Genomic DNA, 15,542 nt, shown 5'->3' with positions numbered 1-15,542 from the left:
GGGAAAACCCTCCCGCGAAGACTCCTCACAGGCCCACTGTCCAGCGGCTTCGCCCGTGCTGGACTGGACGTATCACCTTCGACCCCACCGAGGACCCACCGATGCCACTGCTCACCGACATCCACCTACCGGCGACCCAGATGGTCTCCGTCTCCAAGAGCTACCCCGGCGCGGCGGGGCCGGTGCCGGTGCTGCGGGAGGTCACGGTGGGGTTCCCGGCGAAGTCGATGACCGCGATCATGGGCCCGTCCGGGGCGGGCAAGACGACCCTGCTGCACTGCGCCGCGGGTCTTGACCGCCCCACCAGCGGACAGGTGCTGCTCGGCGAGACCGACCTGGGCGCCTGCGACGAGCAGCAGCTGACGGTGATCCGGCGCAGTCGCATCGGCTTCGTCTTCCAGCAGTTCAACCTGCTGCCCATGCTGACGGCGTACGAGAACGTCGCGCTGCCGCTGCGCCTGAACGGCGTCCGGCCGCAGCGCGCGGTCGTCATGGAGGCGCTGCGGCAGGTGGGCCTGGAGGACAAGGCGGGGCGGCGCCCCGCGCAGCTCTCCGGCGGCCAGCAGCAGCGCGTGGCCATCGCCAGGACCCTGGTGGCCCAGCCCGAGATCGTCTACGCCGACGAACCGACCGGATCGCTCGACCGGCAGACCGGCCGGCAGATCATGGCGCTGCTGCGGGACGTGGTGGACCGGGCCGGCCGGACCGTGGTGATGGTCACCCACGACCCGGTGGCGGCGGCCTGGGCGGACCGGGTGGTCTTCCTCTACGACGGCGAGACCGTGGACAAGATCGACAACCCGACGGCCGAGCAGGTCGCGGCCCGCCTCGGTCAGTGGGAGTCCTGATGTGGCGTCTGTCCGTACGCTCGGTACGCCACTACTGGGCGCTGTTCGCCGGCACCTTCATCGCGCTGGCCCTCGGCGTGGCACTGATCGGGGTGTCGGCCGCCGCGCTGGCCGCGACCTGGAACGTGCCGCGGCCCGCCGGCTCCGCGGGTCCCTCCATCACCCTCAAGGACGGTGAGGGCGCGAGCCACACCCTGGTCACCGGCGCCCCAGACATGGGCGGGATCCAGACCGTCCTGGTGCTGGCCGCCGTCGTCTCCGCCTTCGTCACGATCTTCGTCATCGCCGGAACCGGCGCGTTCAGCGTCGCCCTGCGCCGCCGGGACATGGGTCTGCTGCGGCTGGTCGGCGCGGGCGGGCGGCAGGTGCGGCGCATGGTGATCGGCGAATCGGTGGCGGTGGCGGTACCCGCCACCCTCGTGGGCTGCGCGGTGGCGGCCGTCGCCACACCGTCGGCGGTGAGCGGCCTCAACGGCACCGGTCTGTCACCCGTCGACATGCGGACCGGGCCACTGGGCGGACCGCTGCTGTTCGCCGCGGGCTGCGGTTTCCTCATCGCCGTACTCGGCGCGACGGCCGCCTCCCGGCAGGCCGCGCGCACCGGTCCCGCCGAGGCACTGCGCGAGGCCGATCTGGACGCGCGGGCGATGACCGCCGGACGCGGGACGACGGGTTTCCTGCTGCTCGTCGGCGGCGCCGTGATGCTGGTCCTGGCTCCGAGCGCGGGCGCGGAGGCGGCCACTCCGCTGGCGCTCTTCGGCCCGATGGGGCTGACCCTGGCCGCGGCACTGCTCGGCCCGATGTATCTCCCGGCGCTGATCAGGCTGTTGACCGCCGGGCTGAAGCGGACGCGGTCGGTCTCCGGCCTGCTGGCGGTCGAAGCGGTGATCACGTCCAGGCGCCGGACCGCCTCACTGGTCGGCCCGGTCCTCGTCATCGTGGCCATCGTCGGCACCTTCACCTCGGTGCTCGCCAGCACCGGCGCCACCACCACCGCCGACGACCGGCAGCGCACGGTGGGCCAGTTGGTGGTGGAGCCCGTCTCGCCGGGCCAGGGCCTGAGCCAGAACGTACTGACCAAGCTGCGCGAACAGCCCGGTGTGCGTGCCGTATCGGCGCCCGCCGCGCTGGACGTCGCGGTGTCCGGGCCGTACTCGGCCTGGCAGGACGACGCGGCCGTCGCCGATGTGCCGGACCTGGCCCGCACCCACCGGATCAGCGCTGCGGAAGGCAGCGTCCGGGCGCTCGCCCCGGGCACGGTCGCGGTCTCCAAGGAGTTCTCCGACTGGTACGGCGTCCACGCGGGCGACCGCCTCACCTACGGGCGCTTCGGCGGACAGCCGGTCACGGCCGAGGTGACGGCCGTGCTGGACGGCGGCTCGGCGGTGCCGCACCTGGTCCTGCCGCCCGGTACGAGCGGAGCGGCGGCGCCCGAGCGGGCGACGGTCCTGCTCGACGAGACACAGGCCGGCGCCATCGGCGCGACGGCGGCCGAGCTGAACGGCGAACTGCGGGACGCGGGCGCCAAGGTGACCCCCACCGCGGACTGGTTCGGCCACTCCACCAGCGACCAGGACCGGCTCAACAGGCTCGTGGTGCTGGTACTGATCGGACCCGCCTCGGTGTACGCGCTGATCGCGGTGGCCGGCACCCTGGTCATGTCCTACAGCCGGCGTGGCCGGGAGATCGCCGGGATGCGCATGGTCGGCGTCAGCGAGCGGCAACTGCGCCGCATGGCCCTGTGGGAGACCGTGACCACCACCGTGCTCGGAGCGGGCATCGCCGCCGTCGTGATCGCCCTCGGTCTGTGGGCGTACCGGGGAGCGCTGAAGGCCGCGTACGGAACGGTTGACATCAGTGTCCCGTGGACCGTTCTCGCCGGTCTGGTCGCCGCGTGTCTGGCGGTCGCCATCGCCGTGGCCGTCGCGGCGACGCGGCGCCTGGCGGGCCGGGGCGCGATCGCGATGCTCAACGAAAGGCAATAAAGCCAAAGTTGGAGTGGTATACGGACCACGCTCCTCTATGCTGATCACCTGCCCCCCGCCAGCCCGAGCACACACGTGCTCAACCCGCCCTTGCCCCTCACGTCATCGATCGTCCGGTTCAGTCCCTCCGCTGGGCCGACTTCAGCACTCAGGAGTCGCCATGCGCGTGGCATTGGCCGAAGATTCCGCCCTCTTGAGGGTGGGGATGGCGCGGTTGCTGGCGGACGAGGGGATCGAGGTGGTCGCCTCACTGGGCGACGCCGAGAACATCCTCCAGGTGGTCCGCGAACTCACCCCCGATGTGGCGATCATGGACGTCCGGATGCCGCCCACCTACACCGACGAGGGCATCCGAGCGGCCCGTGAGGTCCAGGAGTCCTGTCCGGACACGGCGGTGCTGGTGCTGTCCCAGTACATCGAGCACACCTACGCGGAAGAGCTCCTGCGCAACGCGCCCGCCGGCTCCGGCTATCTGCTGAAGCAGCGGGTCGGCGACTTCGACGAGTTCCTCTGCGCCCTCAAGCGGGTGGCCAGGGGCGAGACCGTACTGGACTCCGAGATATTCAAGCAGTTCGTCGGGAACCCCCGGGAGCGCCGGGCCACCGACCTCCTCACCAGCCGCGAACGCCAGGTCCTCGAACTCGTCGCCACCGGCCTCACCAACAGCGGCATCGTCAACCGCCTGGGCATCTCCGAACGCGCCGTGGAGAAGCACGTCACCTCCATCCTGGGCAAGCTGCAGATCCCCGCGTCGGACGAGAACAACCGTCGCGTACTGGCCGTACTCGACTACTTGCGAGGGATGGAACGAGACCGCGGCGCCGAGGCGCCCGCCCTCTAGGGGGTGTCCGCCCCGGCCCGGAACCGGCGGCGGTACTCCGTGGGCGTCGTGTCGAGCCTCCGGCGGAACGCCCGGACCAGGGTGTCGGTCGTGCCGAACCCGCAGGCGGACACGATGCGTTCGAGGGTGGCGTCGGTGGATTCGAGGTGGTGGCGCGCCATTTCGACGCGGACCGATTCGATGTAGGCGCTCGGCGGCATGCCGAGTTCGGCCTTGAAGATCCGGGTGAGCTGGCGCTCGCCGACATGGGCGTACGCGGCGAGGTCCGCGACGGTGAGCCGGTCGCCGATGGCGCGCATGATGTGGTGACGGAGGTCCTCGATGCGCCGTGTGGTGGAGACGGGTTCGAGGGGAACGCTGAACTGACTCTGTCCGCTGGGACGTTTCAGGTACATGACGAGTTGCCGGGCCACGCGCAGGGCGACGCTCTCGCCGAAGTCTTCGGCGACCAGGGCCAGCGACAGGTCGAGGCAGGCGCTGATCCCCGCGCCGGTCCACACGTCGCCGGAGCGGATGAAGATCGGGTCGGCGTCGACTTCGACCATGGGGTGGTCGGCGGCGAGCTGGCGCGCGGTCGACCAGTGGGTGGTGGCGCGCTTGCCGTCGAGCAGTCCGGCGGCCGCGAGGATATGGGCTCCGACACACACGGACGCGACCCTTCGTGCCCGGTCGGCGAGTGTCCTCACCCGGCCGACCAGCGCGGGGTCGGTGAGGGCGTGTACCCGGCGCTGGTCGTCGACCTCTACCGACCCGGGCACCAGGAGCGTGTCGATGCTCGTCGTGTGCGCCTCGCGGAAGGTGGTGTCGGGGAGGATCCGTACCCCGGCGGACGTGGTGACGGGATCCATGGTCTCGGCGGCCAGTACGACGCGGTAGCCCGACCCGTCGTCCGTCTCGCGTCGCAGGAGGGAGAACACCTCGGGCGGTCCCGTGACGTCGAGCAGGTCGACACCCTCGAAGAGGACGATCACGACGAGTCGTTCGACGGTGCTCATGGGTCTCCCACGTCGTGGCCGGTGCCTGATCGGCGACGGCGATGTCCGGATCTGCAGGTTAGATGACATTGCCGACACTGTCCGACGCGCCGTAGCTTTCAAAGCGCGGCGGCCCCAGGCGGGTGAGCTGCGAAACCCCGAACGCGACCAGCAACCCGAGGTGGTACTCCCATGCCTACGACGACCCTGCGCGCACTCAACGGCTTCGATGAGACGCCCGCGTCGCTCGCCGACGCGACGCTGATCCTGGTCGACTACCAGAACACCTACGTCGGTGGCGTGATGGAGCTGGAGGGCTGGCGGGCCGCGCTCGACTCCGCCGCCTCGCTGCTGGGCAGGGCTCGGGAGGCCGGCGCGAAGGTCATCCACGTGATCAACGACGGCGGCGAGGGCACCCCGTACGACATCCGGGCGGAGATCGGCCGGATCCACCCGGACGTGGCGCCGGTCGAGGGCGAGCCCGTGGTCGTCAAGAAGGTCCCGAACGCCTTCGTCGACACCGATCTCGGCGAGCACGTGGACGCCGCTGGACACGAGGACGTCATCGTCGCCGGGTTCATGACACACATGTGCGTGACGTTCACCGCGGAGGGCGCGTTCCTGCGGGGAAACCGGCCCACGGTGGTCGCCGACGCCTGCGCGACGCGTCCCTTGAGGTCGGCGGACACCGACCTCACCGCCTCGCAGATCCATCACAGCGCGCTCGCCACGATCGCCGACCTCTACGGGGTCGTCGTGCCCTCGGAGAAGTCTCTGACCTGAGGATGAGTCATAGCCGACACCGCCACAGCCGTGTTGAAGTTGGGCTGAACGGGTGAGCGGCGTCATCATGGCCGGATGCAGATACAGCAGCACATGGGTGAGGTGGTCCGGTGAGCAGGTACGACGTCACCGACGAACAGTGGGAGGGGCTCGCCCAGGTCGTTCCGCTGCGCAGCCGCAACGAGTGGCCCTCCAGGGTCGACCACAACACCATCGCGGGCGACTACGCGACCGTCGAGCAGCGGCGCTTCGTCGTCCTGCGCGTCCAGATCTTCGCCGACGCACGTGAAGTGGCCGAGTACCTCATGGCGCAGATCCCGGTCCTCCTCGACCTGACCGGCGCCGACCCCGAAGTCGCCAAGCGGATCCTCGACTTCAGTACGGGCGTCGTCTTCGGCCTCGGCAGCGGGATGCACCGCGTCGACCGCAATGTCTTCCTGCTGGCCCCGGTCGGCACCGAAGTGGAAGGCATCGCCGCGGCGGCCGTCCCGCAGCCCTGAACCACGGGCGCACGCGCCCACCGATCCACCGCCTCGCCCAGAACCGTCCCGTACCGCTGTGCCGTCCCTCGTTCGTAGGAAGGTCACCGCGGCGGAACGGTTCGTCAGTTTTCGGGCTGCGTACGGTCCCAGCCATGACCACCATCAGTGACCGAACCGGCCGGCCCGACCGACCCACCGTCACCGAACTACGGCTGTCCGCCTTCAGAAGACACCGCGGCGCCACCATCCCGCTCGGCCCGCTGACGCTGATCGCCGGTCCCAGCGGCAGCGGCAAGACGAGCGTCCTCGAAGCATTCGAAGCCCTCGCCCGACTCGGCTCGGGCGCCTCCCTCGGATCCGTGTTCCGCGACCCGGCGGGCTGCGTGCCCGAGGGCGCCGGGGCCGACGCCCAGGGCCGACGCGGATTCCGCATCGGCTGCACCGTCGACGGGCCCGCCGGACCCGCCCGGCTCGACCTCGCCGTCCAGGCCGAGCCGGAACTCCGCGTCGTCGGCGAACGTTTGACCAGCGAAGGACAGACCCTCCTCAGCACCGCGCTGCGCGACCCCAGCCGCTCCACCGTGCAGGCCGCCTGGCACACCGCGGGCGCGGTCCCGGTCACCCGCGCCCCGCTCCCCGACGACCGGCTCGGCACCGCACTGCTGCCCCTGCGCGTGGCCGGCAAGACGGAGGGGCAACTGCGCGTCCTGGCCGCCGCCGAACAGGTCGTCCTCGCCCTGCGCTCCGTGTTCGCCTGCGACCCGCAGCCCCAGCGCATGCGCGAACCCGTGGTCCCCGCCCAGGGACACAGCGGCGGCCGGCTCCGGCGCGGCTGCGACAACCTGGCCGAAGTGCTGCTCCGTACCCGCACCGAGTGCGGCATCCGGCACGGCAGGCTGGTCACTGCCGCGCGCGCCGGCTGCGTCGGACCCGTCACCGGCCTCGCCGCCGAAGAACTCGCCGACGGTACGTTACGAGCCGTCCTCGCCCGCGGCGGCACCCGGCACGGCACCCCCGTCGGCCGGCTCGGCGAAGGCGAACTGCGCTACCTCGCCCTCGCCCTCGTCCTGCTCACCGGGCCCGGCGTGCTCGCCGTCGACACCGTCGCCGAAGTGCCCCCGGCCATGCAGACCCTCGCCGTCCTGGCCGACGGACTCGACCGCGGGCTCGACTCCCGCCAGACCAGCGAACTGCTCAGCCTCGCAGGGGAGATGTGCGCCCGCGGCCACATCCGGCTGCTCGCCGCCGTCGGGGACGCGGCGGGCGCCCGCGAAGCCCTCGGGGCGACGGTGGTAGACCTGGTGCCGTGACCGAACTCGACGTACCGGCCCTGCAGCGCAGACTCGCCGCATTCGCCGCGGCCCGCAACTGGGAGCCGTACCACACCCCGAAGAACCTCGCCGCAGCGCTCAGCGTCGAGGCGTCCGAACTGCTCGAAATCTTCCAGTGGCTCACCCCCGAGCAGTCGGACCGGGTGATGGCCGACCCCGACAAGGCCCACCGCGTCACGGACGAGGTCGCCGACGTCCTCGCCTATCTCCTCCAACTCTGCGAAGTACTCGGCATCGACGCGCTCGCTGCCCTCGCCGCCAAGATCGACCGCAATGAACTCCGCTTCCCCGTCCCGGAACCCCCGAAGAGCCCCCACAACCACCCGGTGGACACGGAGAGTCACCCATCTGAGTGACCGAGGTATGCACAAACAGCTTGCTGTGCACAGAATTCCGATTTCCTCTGGCTTTCCTGGCCGCTCAAGCTCACGCTAGGTAGTGGATGCGACGGCCGTGGTCCATCGCAGGAACGGGGGCATCGGATGGAAGCAGTGCGACTCGTGAAAGTCAGCCAACAAGCCCTGGCCCAGAGCCGGTCAGTGCTCGACATCGTGGCCGAGGCCTGGCAGGCACAGGCCCTCGCCCAGGCGATCGGCGGCCATCTCGCGGCCACCGGCCCGCCCGAACTGAGAGGAGAGGCGCGCGGCCTCAGCGAAGCCGGCGGCCGGGGCTGCGCCGTGCTCGACCGCCCCGGCCTGCGGATCGGCGGCATCCGAGCCGCCCAGCTGTCCCAAGTGACCGACCCCGCAAGCGTGTTGACCTCGCTGGGCGGACTGCTCGGCGACGTCGCCATGGCCCTCGTCTCGGTGGCCTGCGCCACGGATGAGGAGGGGCTGTACTGGCAGTGCATGGAGGCGATCGACGCCGCCGACGAGTCGAGCGACCGGATACGCGGAATGCTGCGCCGGCTCGCCTTGCGGGAGCAGGAAAGACAGGAGAGATCGTCCGAAGCACTCCGCGACTCGACGGCGGGCCCATCATGAAGAGCGCGGCGTAGGGGGAGGCTCGCCCCGCACCTACGTGGTCATCTGCTGGGACGCCCGCAGCCGCCGCGCCGACGTCCCCGGGTGGGCCTCCGCCCCGGTGTCACTTTCGCCAGAACAAGTGGTGCGTCACACCGCTCGGGCTGGGCACGACGTCGAGGTGGAACCGGTCCAGCAGTTCATCGGGTGACTCCCAGAGCCGTACCCCGGATCCGATCTCCACCTGCGAGACCGCGACGTGCATGGTGTCCACGAGGTCGGCGTCGAGGAACTCCCGGATGGTGGTGGCGCCGCCGCCGAGCCGGACGTCCTTGCCCTGGGCCGCCTCCCGTGCCTGTTCGAGGACGGTGGCCGGGTCGCCGTCGACGAAGTGGAACGTGGTGTCGGAGAGCGTGAACGAAGGACGCTGGTGATGGGTCATGACGAACACCGGAGTGTGGAACGGGGGCTCGGCACCCCACCAGCCGCGCCAGTCATGGTCGAGCCAGGGCCCGCGCTGGGGCCCGAACTTGTTGCGGCCCATGATCTCGGCGCCGATGTTGCGTGGGAAGTCTCGTGTGAAGTAGTCGTCGAGGCCCCGGCTGCCCCCGGGGTCGGTGCGCATGGGCCAGCTCGCTGTTGCGCCGGCCCAGGCGAACAGGTCCCCGGGATCGGCGTGACCGAACGGCCTCTCCAGGCTCTGGCCCTCGCCGGCACCGAATCCGTCACGCGAGACGGTGAAGTTCTGGACTCTCAGCAGCTGATCCACGTGTCCTCCTGCGTTGTCGATGAGGGGGAGACCGACCGGGCAGGGAAAACTCATCGCCGCGGCCGTGACCGGCCGGCAGATGGGGCTGCGCGGTCTTCAGGGGGATGGTTCGCCGGGCCGGTCAGGCCGCCGCTGTGGCAAGGGGGGGCGTCCACCCCAGGGGAACGCCCTTGGTCGGCCGCCCGCGACGCCCGGGTCGGCCAACCCGCACCGACAGCGACTCAGTCGGTCGGCTCGTCGCCGGTCGGAGCGCGGTCGGCGGTGGACTGCAGATCCGCGTCGAGCTGCGTCAGATCGGCGTTCAGCGTCGCCATCAGCTCTTCCATCTGCTGCAACAGCCCCTTCGGCGCACCCTGGTGCTCGGGCGCGGACTGCGCCGCCGACTGCTGAGGCGCAGTCTGTTCCGGCACGGCTTCCTGGGACATCGCGGCCTCCTCGGCCCAAGCCCTCCCGCAGGGCGGGCAGGGCGGAAAATCGATCGACGCGCCGGTCAGGGCCGCCGACGCGCGGGCCCGGCGGTCCGGCTCCCCCTGAGCCAACGACGCCTCGGCATGAACGTCACCGGTCAGGGCGGCAGCGCCACGCCGGACCGGCGAATATTCACCCGACCGGGCTGCTGTGAGACGAATGGTGGAGAGGGGGTTGACGGTGGCCCGACGGTGCAGGATGGAGGCATGGATCTTCGAATCTTCACCGAGCCCCAGCAGGGCGCCGGCTACGACACCCTCCTGACCGTCGCCAAGGCCACCGAAGACCTCGGCTTCGACGCCTTCTTCCGCTCCGACCACTATCTGAGCATGGGCTCCGCCGACGGGCTTCCCGGCCCCACCGACGCCTGGATCACGCTGGCCGGACTCGCCCGCGAGACCAAGCGGATCCGGCTCGGCACCCTGATGACGGCCGGTACCTTCCGGCTGCCGGGCGTGCTCGCCATCCAGGTCGCCCAGGTCGACCAGATGTCGGGCGGCCGGGTCGAACTCGGCCTGGGCGCAGGCTGGTTCGAGGACGAGCACAAGGCGTACGGCATCCCGTTCCCCAAGGAGAAATTCGCCAGGCTGGAGGAGCAGCTGGCCATCATCACCGGTCTCTGGGCCACCGAAGTGGGCCGGACGTTCGACCACCACGGCACCTACTACCAGCTCAGCGACTCGCCCGCGCTGCCCAAGCCCGCCCAGGCCAAGGTGCCCGTCCTGATCGGCGGACACGGGGCGATCCGCACGCCGAGGCTGGCCGCGCAGTACGCCGACGAGTTCAACATCCCGTTCGCCTCCGTCGAGGACAGCGAGCGGCAGTTCACCCGGGTGAAGGCGGCCGCCGAGACCGCCGGACGCGGGGCGGACGACCTCGTCTACTCCAACGCGCTGGTGGTCTGCGTCGGCAAGGACGACGCTCAGGTGGCCCGCAGGGCCGCCGCCATCGGACGTGAGGTGGAGGAACTCAAGGCCAACGGACTCGCGGGCTCGCCCGCCGAAGTCGTGGAGAAGATCGGCAAGTACGAGGCCATCGGATCCTCCCGGATCTACCTCCAGTTGCTCGACCTGAACGACCTCGACCAGCTGGAGCTGATCTCCGCGCAGGTGCTGCCGCAGCTGAACGGAGCCTGACCGTGCGCCCCGCCCGGACCCTCGCCGCGGCCCTCGCGCAGGGAACCGTCGTCCTCGACGGCGGGCTCTCCAACCAACTGGAGGCCCAGGGCTGCGACTTGGGCGACGCACTGTGGTCGGCCCGGCTGCTCGCGGACGACCCGCGACAGATCCGGGCCGCGCACACGGCATACGTACGGGCGGGCGCCCAAGTTCTGACCACGGCCAGCTATCAGGCCACCTTCGAAGGGTTCGCCCGCCGAGGGCTGAGCCACCGCGAAGCGGAGGTCCTGCTGGCCAGAAGCGTTCAACTGGCGCGTACGGCAGGGGACTTGGCCGGGGAGGAAGGCGCGGATGGTGGGCCGCAGGGCCTGGGCGGGGGCTCGCAGGGAGCCCCGCCAAGCCCCGCCGGAAGCCGCGAAGTCTGGGTCGCGGCCTCCGTCGGCCCCTACGGCGCCTTCCTGGCCGACGGCAGCGAGTACCGGGGGCGATACGGGCTGAGCGTCCGCGAGCTGGAGCGGTTCCATCGGCCGCGCATCGAGGCGCTGGTGGCGGCCGGGCCCGATGTGCTCGCCCTGGAGACGGTGCCGGATGTCGACGAGGCGGAGGCGCTGCTGCGGGCGGTGGAGGGGTGCGGGGTGCCGGTGTGGCTCTCGTACAGCATCGAGGGCGGGCGCACCCGGGCCGGTCAGGAGCTGACTGCGGCGTTCGGGCTCGCGGCGGGCCAGGACCAGGTGATCGCGGTCGGCGTGAACTGCTGCGCCCCCGCCGACGCCGACCGGGCGGTGCCGCTCGCGGCGTCGGTCACGGGCAAGCCGGTGGTGGTCTACCCGAACAGCGGCGAGCGGTGGGACGCGGTGCGGCGGGGCTGGGTGGGTGCCCGGACGTTCGATCCGGGGCGGCTGAGGGAGTGGCGGTCGGCAGGGGCGCGGCTGGTCGGCGGGTGCTGCCGGGTGGGACCGGTGGAGATCGCCCGGCTCGCGGCGCACCAGCCGTAGGGGGTCACCAGCCCCGGGCAGGCGCCCGGCGCTGGCTGTGTTCGTCGGGTGAGCGGGGCCGCCGCGGGACAGGATGGAGACATGGGATTCCATGTCGATTCCGAGACCGGGCGGCTGCGCCGCGTCATACTCCACCGGCCAGATCTGGAGCTGAAGCGGCTCACGCCCAGCAACAAGGACGCGCTGCTCTTCGACGACGTGCTGTGGGTGCGCCGGGCCAGGCAGGAGCACGACGGTTTCGCGGACGTGCTCCGCGACCGCGGGGTGGAGGTGCATCTCTTCGGTGATCTGCTGCGCGAGTCGCTGACGATCCCGCAGGCGCGGGCGCTGGTACTGGACCGGGTCTTCGACGAGAAGGAGTACGGGCCGCTGGCCACCGGGCATCTGCGGGCGTCCTTCGAGGAACTGCCGGCCGCCGACCTCGCGGAGGCGCTGGTCGGCGGGATGACCAAGCGGGAGTTCCTGGAGAGGCATCCGGAGCCGACGTCGGTGCGCTTCCACGTGATGGATCTGGACGACTTCCTGCTCGGCCCGCTGCCCAACCACCTCTTCACCCGCGACACCTCCGCCTGGATCTACGACGGGGTGTCCATCAACGCGATGCGCTGGCCGGCCCGGCAGCGCGAGACCGTCCACTTCGAGGCGATCTACCGTCATCATCCGCTGTTCAAGGGGCCCGAGGCGGGCCCGTTCAACATCTGGTCGCGGGGGCAGAGCGACTATCCGTCGACCATCGAGGGCGGCGACGTCCTGGTGATCGGGAACGGGGCGGTGCTGATCGGGATGAGCGAGCGCACCACCCCGCAGGCCGTGGAGATGCTGGCCCGCGGTCTGTTCGCGGCGGGCTCGGCGCAGACCATCGTGGCGCTCGACATGCCGAAGCGGCGGGCGTTCATGCATCTCGACACCGTGATGACGATGGTCGACGGAGAAACCTTCACCCAGTACGCGGGTCTGGGCATGCTCCGCTCCTACACGATCGAGCCGGGCGCGGGAGAGCAGGATCTGAAGGTCACCGACCATCCGCCCGAGCACATGCACCGGGCGATCGCGGCGGCGCTCGGCCTGGACCGGATCAGGGTGCTGACCGCGACGCAGGACGTGCACTCGGCGGAGCGCGAGCAGTGGGACGACGGCTGCAATGTGCTCGCCGTCGAACCGGGTGTGGTCGTCGCGTACGAGCGCAATGTGACAACCAATACGCATCTGCGCAGGGAGGGCATCGAGGTGATCGAGATTCCGGGCAGTGAGCTGGGGCGGGGGAGGGGCGGTCCGCGCTGCATGAGCTGTCCGGTCGAGCGCGATGCCGTATAGTGATGCGCTCAACCGTATATACTTACAGCGTCTCCGTTCGTCGCCCCCTATCCGTCCCCAGGAGCAGCCACCATGGCGCTAGATCTCGCAGGCCGCCACTTCCTCAAGGAGCTGGACTTCACGGCCGAGGAGTTCCTCGGGCTCGTCGCGCTCGCCGCCGAACTCAAGGCGGCCAAGAAGGCGGGTGCGGAGGTGCAGCGGCTGCGCGGCAAGAACATCGCGCTCATCTTCGAGAAGGCCTCGACGCGCACCCGCTGCTCCTTCGAGGTGGCCGCCGCCGACCAGGGCGCCTCGACGACGTACATCGACCCGGTGGGCTCGCACATCGGCAAGAAGGAGTCCGCGCGGGACACCGCGCGGGTGCTCGGCCGGATGTTCGACGCGATCGAGTTCCGGGGCGATGCCCAGCGGACCGTCGAGACCCTCGCCGAGCACGCCGGCGTCCCGGTCTACAACGGACTGACCGACGACTGGCACCCCACCCAGATGCTCGCCGACGTCCTCACCGTCACCGAGTGCACGGACAAGCCGCTCGGTGAGGTCGCCTTCGCCTATCTGGGTGACGCCCGCTTCAACATGGGCAATTCCTACCTGGTCACCGGCGCCCTGCTCGGCATGGACGTACGGATCGTGGCCCCCAAGGCCTACTGGCCGGCCGAGGAGATCGTCGCGCGGGCCCGCGAGGCGGCCGGGGCGAGCGGCGCCCGGATCACCCTGACCGAGTCCGTCGAAGAGGGCGTCGCCGGGGCGGACTTCGTGGCCACCGACGTCTGGGTCTCGATGGGCGAGCCCCAGGAGATCTGGGCCGAGCGGATCAAGTCCCTCGCGCCGTACGCGGTGACCATGGACGTGCTGCGCGCGACCGGCAACCCGGACGTCAAGTTCCTGCACTGCCTGCCCGCCTTCCACGACCTCGGCACCCAGGTCGGCCGAGAGATCCACGAGCGGTACGGGCTGAGCGAGCTCGAAGTGACCGACGAGGTCTTCGAATCGGCGCACTCGGTCGTCTTCGACGAGGCCGAGAACCGGATGCACACCATCAAGGCGGTCATGGTCGCCACCCTGGGGAACCAGGCGGGCTGAGTACGGCTGTGGGAAGCCGGGGCGTGCCCCGCGTCAGGCCCGGTGCCCCCGCAGGGTGAACCAGACGGCCTTGCCGTGTGCGGTGGGGCGGTGGCCGCAGGCCGAGCTAAGGGGGCGGATGAGGAGCAGGCCGCGGCCGTGCTCCTGCCAGGGGTCCGGCTCCGCTGCGGTGCTGGTGAGAGCGCCGGGCGGCAGCGGCGAACCGTCGTGCACCTCGACCTGGCAGCCGGACGCCAGCAGCTCCACCACCAGCTCGATCGGTGCCCCGCCCGTTGTGTGCTCGACGGCGTTGGCGACGAGTTCCGCGGTGAGCAGCTCGGCCGTGTCGCTGTCGGCGGGCACGTCGATGTCCGCGAGCGCGGTGCGGATCAGGGCCCGCGCGATCGGAACGGCGGCCGTGGTGTGGGGGAGCGGGATGCGCCAGGCGGACGGTGCGGCGCCGTGGTCGGCGGCGGGGCCGGAAGGCTCGGGGGGCACAGCGGGGGGTTCCGTTCGGGTGGGGGTGGGGGTTCGTCCTGCTTTCAACCTTACGAAGTCGGTGTGCGCCGGAGACAGGGGACCCCGGCCGGACCTCCCGGGGCCGTGCGGCACCGGGGGTCCAGCACTTTGGGCCCTGTCCCGCCGCACGCGGGCGGCCGGGCGCCGGACCGGTGTTATCGCGTACTCGTGACGACAGTCACGTACGAGTGATACCTTCGTCGGGCAGGCAGCAGAAGCAGCGGCGGCACCTGTCGCCCCGCCGAAGGAGGCCGCACTCCGATGAGCCCCTTTCCCAGCTCCGCGTCCCCCACCGAGAACTGGCGCCATCTGCGGCTCTCGGTGGCCGACGGGGTCGCGACGGTCACCCTCGCCCGGCCGGAGAAACTCAACGCCCTGACCTTCGGCGCCTACGCCGACCTCCGCGACCTGCTCGCCGAACTGTCCAGGGAGCGCTCCGTGCGCGCCCTGGTCCTGGCGGGACAGGGGCGCGGTTTCTGTTCCGGTGGCGACGTGGACGACATCATCGGCGCCACCCTGTCCATGAACACCGCCGAGATCCTCGACTTCAACCGGATGACCGGACAGGTCGTCCGGGCGATCCGCGAATGCCCCTTCCCCGTGATCGCCGCGGTCCACGGCGTCGCGGCCGGCGCGGGCGCCGTACTCGCGCTGGCCGCCGACTTCCGCATCGCGGACCCCACCGCCCGGTTCGCCTTCCTCTTCACCAAGGTCGGCCTGTCGGGCGGCGACATGGGCGCGGCCTATCTGCTGCCGAGGGTCGTCGGCCTCGGCCACGCCACCCGCCTGCTCATGCTCGGCGAACCGGTACGCGCGCCCGAGGCCGAACGGATCGGCCTGCTCAGCGAGTTGACGGAGGAGGGCCGCGCGGACGAACGCGCCGCCGAACTGGCCCGCCGCCTCGCCGAGGGGCCAGCTCTCGCGTACGCCCAGACCAAGGCGCTGCTCACCGCCGAACTCGACATGCCGCTCGCCGCCTCCGTCGAACTGGACGCGGCCACCCAGGCCCTGCTGATGACCGGCGCGGACTACGCCGAATTCCACGCGGCCTTCACCGAGAAGCGCCCACCGAAATGGCAGGGGCGCTAGCG

The 15,542-nt window shown here is 71.0% G+C and carries 17 protein-coding genes; 13 read left to right on the top strand and 4 right to left on the bottom strand.

Annotation, left to right across the window (positions count from 1 at the left end; translation table 11 throughout):
- Positions 1-101 precede the first annotated feature (101 nt).
- The 3 genes from ACIQ8J_RS11050 (at position 102) to ACIQ8J_RS11040 (ending at position 3,674) form a co-directional block, all read left to right on the top strand.
- On the top strand, positions 102-848 hold the full coding sequence (locus tag ACIQ8J_RS11050; RefSeq protein WP_403270890.1) for an ABC transporter ATP-binding protein: 747 nt from the start codon (positions 102-104) through the stop codon (positions 846-848).
- Positions 848-2,833, top strand: a complete 1,986-nt coding sequence (locus ACIQ8J_RS11045; RefSeq protein ID WP_403270893.1) for an FtsX-like permease family protein — start codon at positions 848-850, stop codon at positions 2,831-2,833. The genes ACIQ8J_RS11050 and ACIQ8J_RS11045 overlap by 1 nt, the downstream gene beginning before the upstream one ends.
- A 160-nt stretch (positions 2,834-2,993) precedes the next feature.
- Complete coding sequence (locus tag ACIQ8J_RS11040; protein WP_403270896.1) at positions 2,994-3,674, top strand: response regulator; 681 nt, start codon at positions 2,994-2,996, stop codon at positions 3,672-3,674.
- On the opposite strand, the gene ACIQ8J_RS11035 is transcribed toward ACIQ8J_RS11040, so the two are convergent.
- Positions 3,671-4,669, bottom strand: a complete 999-nt coding sequence (locus tag ACIQ8J_RS11035; RefSeq protein ID WP_403270899.1) for a GlxA family transcriptional regulator — start codon at positions 4,667-4,669, stop codon at positions 3,671-3,673. The two genes, ACIQ8J_RS11040 and ACIQ8J_RS11035, sit on opposite strands and share 4 nt — an antisense overlap.
- Before the next feature lie 171 nt (positions 4,670-4,840).
- Between ACIQ8J_RS11035 and ACIQ8J_RS11030 the strand changes: the two genes are divergently transcribed.
- From ACIQ8J_RS11030 to ACIQ8J_RS11010, 5 genes are all read left to right on the top strand, one after another.
- Entirely contained in the window at positions 4,841-5,431 is a 591-nt protein-coding gene (locus ACIQ8J_RS11030; protein WP_403270902.1) for a cysteine hydrolase family protein, read from the top strand.
- Between the two features lie 110 nt (positions 5,432-5,541).
- The gene (locus ACIQ8J_RS11025) at positions 5,542-5,931 is read left to right on the top strand and encodes a cell division protein SepF (RefSeq protein ID WP_403270905.1); all 390 of its coding nucleotides are present in this window, start codon (positions 5,542-5,544) and stop codon (positions 5,929-5,931) included.
- A gap of 134 nt (positions 5,932-6,065) precedes the next feature.
- Positions 6,066-7,223 (top strand): AAA family ATPase, encoded by a 1,158-nt coding sequence (locus ACIQ8J_RS11020; RefSeq protein ID WP_403270908.1) that lies wholly within the window; start codon positions 6,066-6,068, stop codon positions 7,221-7,223.
- On the top strand, positions 7,220-7,600 hold the full coding sequence (locus ACIQ8J_RS11015) for a nucleotide pyrophosphohydrolase (RefSeq protein WP_403270911.1): 381 nt from the start codon (positions 7,220-7,222) through the stop codon (positions 7,598-7,600). Before ACIQ8J_RS11020 ends, ACIQ8J_RS11015 begins: the two co-directional genes overlap by 4 nt.
- A gap of 126 nt (positions 7,601-7,726) precedes the next feature.
- Entirely contained in the window at positions 7,727-8,227 is a 501-nt protein-coding gene (locus ACIQ8J_RS11010) for a DUF6099 family protein (protein WP_403270914.1), read from the top strand.
- A 103-nt stretch (positions 8,228-8,330) separates the two neighbouring features.
- On the opposite strand, the gene ACIQ8J_RS11005 is transcribed toward ACIQ8J_RS11010, so the two are convergent.
- A complete protein-coding gene (locus ACIQ8J_RS11005; protein ID WP_403270917.1) occupies positions 8,331-8,975 on the bottom strand; it encodes a dihydrofolate reductase family protein in 645 nt (214 codons plus the stop codon).
- A 221-nt stretch (positions 8,976-9,196) separates the two neighbouring features.
- Positions 9,197-9,400, bottom strand: coding sequence for a hypothetical protein (locus tag ACIQ8J_RS11000; protein ID WP_403270920.1), 204 nt, complete (start codon positions 9,398-9,400; stop codon positions 9,197-9,199).
- 249 nt (positions 9,401-9,649) lie between these two features.
- On the opposite strand from ACIQ8J_RS11000, the gene ACIQ8J_RS10995 reads away from it, so the two are divergent.
- The 4 genes from ACIQ8J_RS10995 to argF all read left to right on the top strand — a co-directional run bounded on the left by ACIQ8J_RS10995 (position 9,650) and on the right by argF (position 13,953).
- Positions 9,650-10,579 (top strand): LLM class F420-dependent oxidoreductase, encoded by a 930-nt coding sequence (locus tag ACIQ8J_RS10995; protein WP_403270923.1) that lies wholly within the window; start codon positions 9,650-9,652, stop codon positions 10,577-10,579.
- A 2-nt stretch (positions 10,580-10,581) separates the two neighbouring features.
- The gene (gene mmuM, locus ACIQ8J_RS10990) at positions 10,582-11,556 is read left to right on the top strand and encodes a homocysteine S-methyltransferase (RefSeq protein WP_403270926.1); all 975 of its coding nucleotides are present in this window, start codon (positions 10,582-10,584) and stop codon (positions 11,554-11,556) included.
- An 81-nt stretch (positions 11,557-11,637) separates the two neighbouring features.
- Positions 11,638-12,870, top strand: coding sequence for an arginine deiminase (locus ACIQ8J_RS10985; protein ID WP_403270929.1), 1,233 nt, complete (start codon positions 11,638-11,640; stop codon positions 12,868-12,870).
- A 72-nt stretch (positions 12,871-12,942) separates the two neighbouring features.
- A complete protein-coding gene (gene argF, locus ACIQ8J_RS10980; RefSeq protein WP_403270932.1) occupies positions 12,943-13,953 on the top strand; it encodes an ornithine carbamoyltransferase in 1,011 nt (336 codons plus the stop codon).
- Positions 13,954-13,986: 33 nt separating this feature from the next.
- On the opposite strand, the gene ACIQ8J_RS10975 is transcribed toward argF, so the two are convergent.
- A complete protein-coding gene (locus ACIQ8J_RS10975) occupies positions 13,987-14,430 on the bottom strand; it encodes an ATP-binding protein (protein ID WP_403270935.1) in 444 nt (147 codons plus the stop codon).
- A 282-nt stretch (positions 14,431-14,712) separates the two neighbouring features.
- Between ACIQ8J_RS10975 and ACIQ8J_RS10970 the strand changes: the two genes are divergently transcribed.
- Positions 14,713-15,540: an enoyl-CoA hydratase family protein gene (locus ACIQ8J_RS10970; RefSeq protein WP_403270938.1), complete on the top strand. Its 828-nt coding sequence runs from the start codon at positions 14,713-14,715 to the stop codon at positions 15,538-15,540.
- Positions 15,541-15,542 lie beyond the last annotated feature (2 nt).

The sequence above is a fragment of the Streptomyces sp. NPDC094147 genome (assembly GCF_044764265.1).
Lineage (GTDB): Bacteria > Actinomycetota > Actinomycetes > Streptomycetales > Streptomycetaceae > Streptomyces.
This window is presented reverse-complemented; position numbering and strand designations above follow the sequence as displayed.